General features: G+C 66.9%; 4 protein-coding genes and 1 pseudogene. All 5 read right to left on the bottom strand.

Annotated features, from left to right (window positions below):
* Nucleotides 1-358 (bottom strand): annotated as a pseudogene (locus V3572_RS13345) (hypothetical protein); the annotation flags it as partial.
* Nucleotides 355-537, bottom strand: a complete 183-nt coding sequence (locus V3572_RS13340) for a hypothetical protein (RefSeq protein WP_332111508.1) — start codon at nt 535-537, stop codon at nt 355-357. The gene V3572_RS13340 and the pseudogene V3572_RS13345, both read right to left, overlap by 4 nt.
* Nucleotides 521-1186 (bottom strand): hypothetical protein, encoded by a 666-nt coding sequence (locus V3572_RS13335; protein ID WP_332111507.1) that lies wholly within the window; start codon nt 1184-1186, stop codon nt 521-523. The genes V3572_RS13340 and V3572_RS13335 overlap by 17 nt, the downstream gene beginning before the upstream one ends.
* A complete protein-coding gene (locus tag V3572_RS13330) occupies nt 1183-1758 on the bottom strand; it encodes a hypothetical protein (protein ID WP_332111506.1) in 576 nt (191 codons plus the stop codon). The genes V3572_RS13335 and V3572_RS13330 overlap by 4 nt, the downstream gene beginning before the upstream one ends.
* Before the next feature lie 229 nt (nt 1759-1987).
* A complete protein-coding gene (locus V3572_RS13325; protein ID WP_332111505.1) occupies nt 1988-2446 on the bottom strand; it encodes a hypothetical protein in 459 nt (152 codons plus the stop codon).
* Between the last annotated feature and the right edge of the window lie 218 nt (nt 2447-2664).

Below are 2664 nucleotides of genomic sequence, written 5' to 3'. Positions count from 1 at the left end.
GATTGAGACCTTCAAGATACAAGATGATAGTGTAATTATAATTGGGAATATTTGAGGGGCCAAGGGCCTGGCACCGGGGCAGGGGCAGGGTCGCCTCGGCCGCCGCGCCCACCGTGGCCGCAGCCGTCGCCTCCAGGCCGGGAAAGACGATGCCGGTGCAGCCGTCCTCCCCGGGAACGTAGCCGCTTTGGTCTTCCTCGCCGGGGACCGGCCCGTCGCAGGGGGTGTTGCCGGGGGTGGTCACGCCGCAGGTTCCCGTGCCCCGGACGTTGAGAAACACGGCGCACAGGCCGTCGGCGCTGCGGTCGTCCTCCGGGGCGGCCTCGATGTCGAAAAGGTAGTCGAAAAGCTGGCTCATGGTTCACCTTCCCGGCCATCTCCGTCGCGTTTCCCGGGCCGCGTCCCGTCGGTCGAGACGACCCGGAACCGGGTTCGGGAAAAGGGATTGTGGCCGATGTCCCCGCTCATGGCCGCTTGCCGCACGGCCCGGGCCGCCTCACGCCGCGTGTCGGCCCGGGGATCAGGAGTGTTGTCCATGGAAGATCAGCTCCGAGACGTTGTAGTTTCCAAACAGATCCGTGACCGCCGCCTCGATGCGCATGCGATAGGCCAGATAAAAGGAGTCGTTTGGCACATCCATGAGGTCGGACAGGAAGATGCGGCCCAGCTCATAGTCTTGCATCCGTTCGTCGGGAAAGGGCGAGGCCGTGGCCACGCGCATGGCCCGGTAGTCCGTCACGGCGAGAAGCGGCGTCCACAGGGCTTCGTCGTTGGAGGCCTCCAGGACGAAGGTGCTGGGATAGGCGCACGGCCCCGTGGCATACGGGCACACGGACAGTTCGCGTACCCCGCAGGAGAACTGGAATCCCGTGACCCGCAGGGGGGAGGCGAAGCGCACGCCCACATACTGCGGCGTCGATCCCGGGGGCTGGGGCACCCAACTGCCGTTTATCCCGTCCGTGCCCGCGATGCAGAGGTCGTTGGCCAGGGGCCAGTAGGTGCTGCACGAGGACATGATGAGCGTGCCCTCGACCAGGAGCAGCTCGTCGTCCTGGCGGGGCAGGTAGCCCCAGGCATCGCCGAAGCGGTGGACGATCAGGTGGTCCTGGTACAGGGCCCGTTCCAGGGGGTCGGGCAGGGAGCGGGACAGGGTTCCGTTGGTCAGGTGGTAGGCGATGCGGCTCACGACGTCCTCCCCAGGCGCAGGTGGGCCGCGCCGCCAAGTTGCAGGACGCCGCCAAGCGCCGCATACCCGGCCGTTCCCACCCCGCCGTACCAGGTGACGGCGTAGGTGCTGGCCCTGGCCTCGTCGTCCACCCAGACCATGCCGGGCAGGGGCGGCGGCAGGCTCAGGTCGGTTTCGGCCACGATTCCCGTCTCCCACAGGTCGGTGATCTCGAACGTGCGGTCGAGTCCGAAGGCCTCGATGCGCACCCCCTTGACCACGGACAGGCTGTAGCGGGCGTCCGTAGGCGCGGCGAGGTGGAAGGTGCCGTAGCCGGTGAAGGAAATTTTCAGGCTGAAATCGTCGTCGGCCCCGGTGTTGGAGAAGACCATCTCCTGGCGGGGCAGGGCCGAACCCGGCAGGTAGTCGTCCTGGGCCACGCCGCACAGGGGGGTTCTGGAACAGGTCACCCGGCTGCCGAAGCTGTAGGGGCATCCGCGCAGCGCATCGAAGGCCGGGCCGCAGGTGACCCGGATGCGGCCGGGGAAGCCGTCGAATCGGCAGGGCAGGGACAGGGGATAGGCTTCGGGCATGTGGTCTCCGGTCCATGGGGTTGCGGGGGCGCGAATCATGCCGGTTTGCGCGGCATGGAGCCTGTGCCGTGGCCGTGGCCTGGCGGGCGCCCGGGACGACACGCCCCGGACGCCCGTCCGCCGCTCGTGTTGCGTTCGGCAATTTCCGTTATGGTTTGCCAGGAGGCAACATGTTGAATTTATGATTTTTATTCACAAAAAAACAAAATGTTTTTTTGTGAACGCCACACTACGAGGCCGGGAAGGTGATGGTGAAGCTGTCGATGGTGGTGGTGGCCCCGGCGGTGATGGCCGTGCTGGACATGTTGAGCTGGGCCCCGCTGGTGGAGATGGACCCGTCGAAACGGGCCGTGTCCGTGGAGGCCCCGGTGGCCAGATCGTTGGCGTAGAAGCGGAACCAGCCTGCCGTGCCGCTGGTGGCCGCCACCCCGGACCAGACCTCGCCGGTGTTTTTGGACAGGATGCCGCCTGCGGCCGTGCCGAACTCCAGGCCGTTTGCCGCCTGTCCGGCGGTGAAGGTTCCCGATCCCAGGGTGATCTGGGCCAGGTGGGTGGCCCCTTCGGCGTCGTCGGCCGTGGTGGGCTGCACCCCGGGGAAGATGCGGATGACGCCGTCGGCCAGGGTTTCCTTGAAGCTGCCGGTGCTCAAGAGCTTGTTGCGCAGTCCGGTGGACAGTCGAAGAGCCATGCCAATCTCCTTTTCAAATTGGGCGGCCCGGCCGGGGAACCATTCCCCCGCCGGGCCGCCGGTTGTTTCCATGCGGCCGCGCGCTCGGCGCGTCCGGCTACGGGCGCAGCACAAACAGCCAGGCCGCGTCGGACCAGACGGCAGCGCCGCTTCCGGCCCCATCCGCCTTGTTGTCCAGAATGAAATCGCGGGCGAACCGGCCGGACTGGATGTCCTTC

Source organism: Desulfolutivibrio sp. (assembly GCF_036584575.1).
Lineage (GTDB): Bacteria > Desulfobacterota > Desulfovibrionia > Desulfovibrionales > Desulfovibrionaceae > Desulfolutivibrio.
The sequence above is the reverse complement of the archived record's forward strand: the minus strand, read 5'-3'. Positions and strand labels throughout refer to the sequence as shown.